Here is a 6,502-nt window from a genome sequence, read left to right as displayed (position 1 = left end):
CAGAGTTGAGCATGTATTTGGTTCTATGGAAAATGAACAGGGAGGAATGTTCGTTCGAACTATTGGACTTGCGCGCGCCAATGTTAAGGTTGGCATGATGAATTTGGTTTACAACATGCGTCGATTTGTCAGTTTATACAGTCGAATTGCGCCCGCAGCATGAAGAGTGGGATAAAATGGCTATGAATTTTACTTAGAATTACTATAAAATACACTAACTACCAATATTTATTTAATAAGCTCAGTTTTACAACTAAAACTCAACCATAAAATAGCAGTCCAATAGTTCGTAAATTTATCTCCGAATTTATAGAGATGCCCTGATATCAGTAATCAGGCAAGCACCCATTGTGCCCGAGGTGTCGATTCCTAATATATTGATTATTTCGCCATTGGCTATGAATAACCCCAAAGGTATTATCAGCCATAAATTTGTGGAGGCTGAGCAACGTTGTAAGGATTTTCCAGCAGAATTAGAAAAAGTATCTCGGGAGCTTGGTGTCCACTTCCTGGATGCCAACACCTTAATTAAGGTTAGCGAAATTGATGGTATTCATCTCGATGGAGACCAGTATTCCATTCTTGTCCAGAAAGTTGCCGATTACCTACAGAAAATAAAGGTCTTAAGCTGGCCCTAGAGGTGTACTTCCCAAATAGTAGAGGGCACCGGGGAAATCTCCGCTGCCATTGTCTAACTCAAGCTCTTTAGATTTCCGATATCAGGTGTAGCACCGCTACTATAGATCAGCTAGTAGCTGTGGCTGTATAATTCTAGAATATTTCCGAAGGGGTCTTCCATATAAATCATGCGACAGGGTTTCTCTCCCAGGTGTTCTATCTGGGCTTAGGTATGCGCTTTTTACCATCGGCAGCGACTAGCCGTTCAGCTAGCTCTTCAAGATTTGGGTCCTGCACGCAAAAAATGGAATATGCCGGTCTTCCAGTATTCAAAATTATCTTTTGGGTTTTCCTGGTTAGGAAACTGGAATAGTTCTACCTCGATTATCTGGGGAAGGCAAGGTTCAATTAATTTCCACTGGTCGTCGGTCAACTCTGATTTGAATTGGTTCACAACTACTCGTCTTTTTACTACATGAGTGTGCGAGAATAGCCGATTGCGAGTGATGAAGCAGCCTCGAAATAGAAAAAAGTAGCTTAATTAACACATAGGTAAACCACCGCCTCTGGCGGTGCGACTTGACAAGGCTCTGCCGTTCCGGCGTGCAGAGTAAAAATATGACCTCCTTGAACCGGTAAGTTCTATAAGGAGGCCATATGCGAGATTGGCAATGCCAAGCTCACGTGAAGCATTGTTGCAGGTACCACGTGGTATTTGTGCCCTAGTATCGAAAGAAAGTGTTATTTGGGGTACTGAGGTGGGAGATTGGAGCATATTTCGAGGCTTATACCGTCAAAAGGGCATTGAGTTGGTCGAAGGGTACACAATGAGGGATCACATTCATATGTTGTTAATGAATTCTCCGAAGTTCAGTGTTTCCAATACGCTTGGATTTCTGAAAGGGAAGTCTGCGGTTCAGATATTTTGAAAGTACAAGCATGTACAGAGAAATTATACAGGAAGACATTTTTGGGCTCGGGGCTACTACGTGAGTATAGTAGGGTTCGACGAGCAGATGATTTGAGACTACATTAAGAGTCAAGAGGTTGAAGAGCGTTGTCAAGAGCAGATGCAACTGGCGGGGTTGTAACTAGCCCCCTCAGGGGGCTTTCATCATGCCACCCGCTATGCGAGTGGTTACTGATTGTTTGCCAACACTACATTAAATTTAATAAATAAAATGCAGGTTGATATTTGAGAAAAAACCTACTCCGAATTTCACAAAAGGGTTTTTAAATACTCTACTAAAGCTTCGCGTTGCTGAGATGATGTGTTAGCAAAGCCAAGTACCAAGCCGGTTTTTTTTTCTTTGCCGTGGTAAAAGGCTGACAGGGGCGTGCTACCAAAACCTTTATATATTAGTTTCTCAGAGAGCGTCACATCATCATATTCAGGTATATCAAGAATAACGTGCATGCTTACACCATTTGATATCAATTTTACATTTGGTTCTAAATTCTCTCGTAGGAGGCTACAAAAATGTGCCCATTTTTCTTGATAGTTCCTTCGCATTCTACGTATATGGCGTGCGAAATGCCCTTCATCGATAAAATCTGATATAACGGCTTGGCCAAGTAGATTATTAGGACCGGACAGTTGACTTTTTGCGTTAATAAAAGCTGGCGCTACTTGTTCAGGTACAACGAGATAACCTACACGTAACCTGGGCATAAGAGTTTTACTAAAACTACCTGTATATACTATCGGTGAATTTTTCTTAAAGCCTTGCAGCGCTGATATTGGTTTATTCTCAAATAAAAACCCACTGTCATAATCATCCTCTAATATCCATGTGTTAGATTGTTCAGCCCACCCAAGCAATTTTAATCGTTCTTTGGTAGATATTACTCCGCCCATTGGATATTGATTGGTTGGTGTAGTATAAAGCAATTTCGCTGATTTTTTACGTTTAAGTAAATAGTCAACATTCAAATGCCCATTCACCAATTGAATTAAATGTAAGTCAGCGTTTATCGAATCAAATGCATATTTCGCGCGTCTATATCCAGGGTTTTCCATAAATACAGAGTCACCCTGATTTAAGGTAACTCTAATGCATATGTTTAATGCCTCCAAAGCACCGTTTGTTATAATGACTTGACCCGGGGTACAGGTGACACCTCGAAAATTAGACAAATAATTTGACAGGCATTTTTTAAGTGGAAGGTAGCCACTCGCGTCACAGTATTCAGATGCTGGCATTCTGTCCAAATTTTGACGTAATAACTTACTCCATATTTTGAACGGAAACTCTTTTAAATCAGGTAATCCAGGCGAAAAGGGCGGAGACTTAGGCCAGCCGTTTTTCAATAGACATACTTTATTTATAGACTCGCCATATATAGATAAACCAGGTAAGGAGTAAATAGTATTACTGTTATTTTTCATTTTTACACATGATTTATTTATTTCCGTTTTGGTGGGGATTTTTTTTGATACAAATACGCCTTGGCCAGCCCTACTGGTGAGCAATCCTTCTTTTTTAAGTTTTTCGATGGCTTGTGTAACCGTAATACGACTTACATTTAAGGATTCTGACATGTTTCTTGATGAAGGTAACTTTGCCCCCGCTACTAATCTACCATTCATTATTCTAGATAATAGGTTTTCATATATTTGATTTTGTAATGGTTTGTTTTTATCTATTATTAAGTCATCAAAATCTATTGATATCACTACTGATTCCTTGCATATCAATTGGAATAATATTTTATTAATTCATAGGTTTGGTCCGCATTAGGACTCATGCGAACATTTTTATACCTTATCTGGAGTTTGCAATCTATGATTCATGTCACAAATATAGAAAGTTTATCTTTTGGGTCCAGGAAACCCCCAGCGAACTATAATTGGGATTATTTCTATTCTGGTTGTGTGAAAATTTTTTTAAAGTGGTCAATTTTCAAATTCCCAACTGGCAATATAAATTTTTCCAAACTGGATATATATTTTTTTAGCTGGGCAAGTAAAATTAGAGATGAAGAGTGTTTTTTCTTATTTGGGAGGTTTGAAGGGAATATTCTTACAGTGAGGTATTCGATAGGGTCTGTATTTCTTGGAGGCTCTAATTTAATTGCGGGTTTACCTTGTAAAAGCTCTAAGGGGAGGGTATTAGTTAAAAGTGCTTTATTTTAAAGCTTAATATTATAGGTTGATCTTAAGTTATATTATAACCATGATTAGAGGGTATCATGATTACAAAGTTAAAAAGTGCTGGGGTATGCCTAAGCCTTATGATGGGATTTGTATTCTCACAAGCAGAGGCTTCGCCACTCACGGGTGCATGTTATGATTATGCATCGAGACCTGCAACTTCAGCGGTATCTTATGATATAGAAAGTGTCGCAATTCTTCTTGCAAACAATGCGATAACTACTGCCTTAGCACAAGCAGATGTTTCTGGAACGTTAAGGACCTTATATCCGTTTGTATACAGTGCGGTGAAAGGTGGTATTGTAGAAGAAGGTAGTAACGGAAGTGATCCTGAAATTGTAAGTTGCCTGGAAGAGTTCAATGAAAGAATTAATGCCATAGAAGGAAAGTTCTTAACGGATGAGCTAGCTGATTTGAAGTCAATTATCGACGCAGCAAAGTTAAACATTAAGGCGGGTAGACCTAGCTACCACCTTACCGCTGCGAATGAATTTAATGAATTGGCAACAAAGATCGGAGTGAGAATATTAGATCGTTTAAAGGAGATCGATGACGGTACTACAACAAATGGAACATATGATGGAATAACCGAGATAATACCTGGTTTTATTACTGCCATTCAAATGGAATATCTGCATAGGGCAGAATTTGATCGTTATTGCTATAGTCTAGATGCTTTTCCCTACTGGAATGGGTTGGATGTTGACGAGCAGGTGCCATACTCAATCTTATTATCCATATATAATAATGAGGATCAGGGAGGGGGTATTCTTGATTGGCTTACTAGGCCGGATAGTGATAGTAAAAATTGTGACTTGGGGTATTCTTCATTCCATACATATCAAAATGTACTTGATCAAAATAAGAGCGGAACCTACGGTGAGGTGTTAAAAGCTGTAGGGATTAATATCAATGAAACTCCGTTTGCTTCAGGTCTAATCTCAACATCTGTCGACTTTGCCAACTCCAGACTTACAAAATATCGAGAGTCTCTTATTACGCAATGTAAGGATGGTAAATTCAGGGATGAATATACTGGCCGAGAGTTAGATCCAAACGACTGTGAATCAAGTCGTAATTCCTATCTTACCGAATCAATCCGAACAGATTCAGTATTCTCCGAGGGCGAAGAAACAAAGCGAATGCTTCTTGATATGGCCTTTATAGTAGATACATGGGATTTAAGTAATTTAATCGAGCCTCAATTTAACGCTTTAAATAGGGTGATTCACCCAGAAACTTACAATTCCGTTAGGCTAAAGCATGGACCAAGTAACTTATGTGTCGATTACTATGGAATTGTAAATGCTTATTGTGATACAGGTGAAAGTGTATTTGTTTTTCGGCCTTATCAGGATGGATATTTAATTTCGCACCCAGGAGAAAATAGAAACTTTAAAGATAAAGGAGCTGGTATAGGTTTGACTTATCTTGAAGGCGAGGGGGCCGTAGCTACTTGGTATGTCTCGACGCAAAATAGTCTTGGATTATCTGAAATTCGTAATAAATATACTAACAACTGTTTGATAGTTGATGATTCCTTAAGACTTGCGGTAGCAGGATGTGATGCTAATAGTCAAGTTTGGGATATTGGAGGTGGCACTATCCCTACCCCAAATTCTTCAGGGCTATTTGTTCGCTTGCGTGACGTGGAGTCAAATGTCTGTGTGGGCGCTGCTTGTGATGAAAATCGATATGAATTTCATATAATTGAATATAATGGTGGGTATCTAGTAACTAATGTATATACTGGCCAAAACTTAAAAGATAGAGATTGGGGAATAGACATTCTAACAGGCCTTGGTCATGTGGCTACATGGTATTTTGTTGATTCAGACCATAATGGCCTATTTGAACTTCGTAATAAATCTACGGACAAATGTCTGGCGAGTAATGGCACAGGGTTAATTGCGGAGACATGTGATAGTGGGGCTGGATCGGAAATATGGAAACTTGATACAGTTCATATCCCTACAGGTGATTATATTGATCTTTCCGTGAAGTCTGGTATATCGACGCTCGGGTGGTGCTTATCCCGTCACTATACTCAAGGATATCAGATGGGAGCCTGTGGACCACTTTCTTCTACAGTTCTTTATGAGCATGATGGTGGGTACTTAATTAAAGATGTCTCTGCTGGAACCTACATGAAGGATATTGGGTTGGGATTTGGGGGAGATAGCTTGATGCCAAGTCAGGAAGTGTCAGAATACACTACTTGGGATTTTTATGGTCCTTATCAAGATGGTACCTATAAGGTTCGAAATAGAGGTACTGGGCAGTGCTTGAGGGCACATGATGCATCAGGAGGTAGAGCAATTGTTGCACAATTGGATTGTGCTGATAGTGCTTCGATAAATTGGATAAGGATGGCTGATAAATAGACTCGTTAAGGCGCTGATTTAAATTGGCGCCTTAATTAACACATAGTAAACCGCCGCCTCTGGCGGTGAGACTTGACAAGGCTCTGCCGTTCCGGCGTGCAGAGTAAAAATATGGCCTCCATGAACCGGCAAGTTCTATAAGGAGGCCATATGCGAGATTGGCAATGCCAAGCTCACGTGAAACATTATCGCAGGTACCACGTGGTATTTGTGCCCAAGTATCGAAAGAAAGTGTTATTTGGGGCACTGAGGAGGATGTTCAAAACTCTGTATCAGCCAAATAGCCTCATAAGCTGATGTATTTTTCCAAGCGATCTGGAAAGTGGATCGTCAGTTGTGACAGTGT

General features: G+C 39.8%; 3 protein-coding genes and 2 pseudogenes. 4 read left to right on the top strand and 1 reads right to left on the bottom strand.

All coding sequences use genetic code 11. The features are described from left to right. The 3 genes and pseudogenes from ACCI49_RS23035 to tnpA form a co-directional block, all read left to right on the top strand. Nucleotides 1–163 (top strand): annotated as a pseudogene (locus tag ACCI49_RS23035) (IS5/IS1182 family transposase); the annotation flags it as partial. Nucleotides 164–398: 235 nt separating this feature from the next. Then, nucleotides 399–638: an SGNH/GDSL hydrolase family protein gene (locus ACCI49_RS23030; RefSeq protein WP_371841582.1), complete on the top strand. Its 240-nt coding sequence runs from the start codon at nt 399–401 to the stop codon at nt 636–638. 637 nt (nt 639–1,275) lie between these two features. Continuing rightward, a pseudogene (gene tnpA, locus ACCI49_RS23025) lies at nt 1,276–1,640 on the top strand (IS200/IS605 family transposase); the annotation flags it as partial. Between the two features lie 197 nt (nt 1,641–1,837). Here the strand turns inward: tnpA and pdxR are convergent. Next, entirely contained in the window at nt 1,838–3,295 is a 1,458-nt protein-coding gene (gene pdxR, locus ACCI49_RS23020) for a MocR-like pyridoxine biosynthesis transcription factor PdxR (RefSeq protein ID WP_371841581.1), read from the bottom strand. A gap of 515 nt (nt 3,296–3,810) precedes the next feature. On the opposite strand from pdxR, the gene ACCI49_RS23015 reads away from it, so the two are divergent. Next, nucleotides 3,811–6,156: a hypothetical protein gene (locus ACCI49_RS23015; protein ID WP_371841580.1), complete on the top strand. Its 2,346-nt coding sequence runs from the start codon at nt 3,811–3,813 to the stop codon at nt 6,154–6,156. Nucleotides 6,157–6,502: the final 346 nt, after the last annotated feature.

Origin of the sequence: Microbulbifer epialgicus (assembly GCF_041447265.1) — a bacterium.
Classification (GTDB): Bacteria; Pseudomonadota; Gammaproteobacteria; order Pseudomonadales; family Cellvibrionaceae; genus Microbulbifer; species Microbulbifer epialgicus.
The sequence above is the reverse complement of the archived record's forward strand: the minus strand, read 5'-3'. Positions and strand labels throughout refer to the sequence as shown.

Coding starts and splice junctions, on each gene's coding strand:
- ACCI49_RS23015 (WP_371841580.1), top strand. CDS start 3,811: ATGATTACAAAGTTAAAAAGTGCTGGGGTATGCCTAAGCCTTATGATG.
- ACCI49_RS23030 (WP_371841582.1), top strand. CDS start 399: ATGAATAACCCCAAAGGTATTATCAGCCATAAATTTGTGGAGGCTGAG.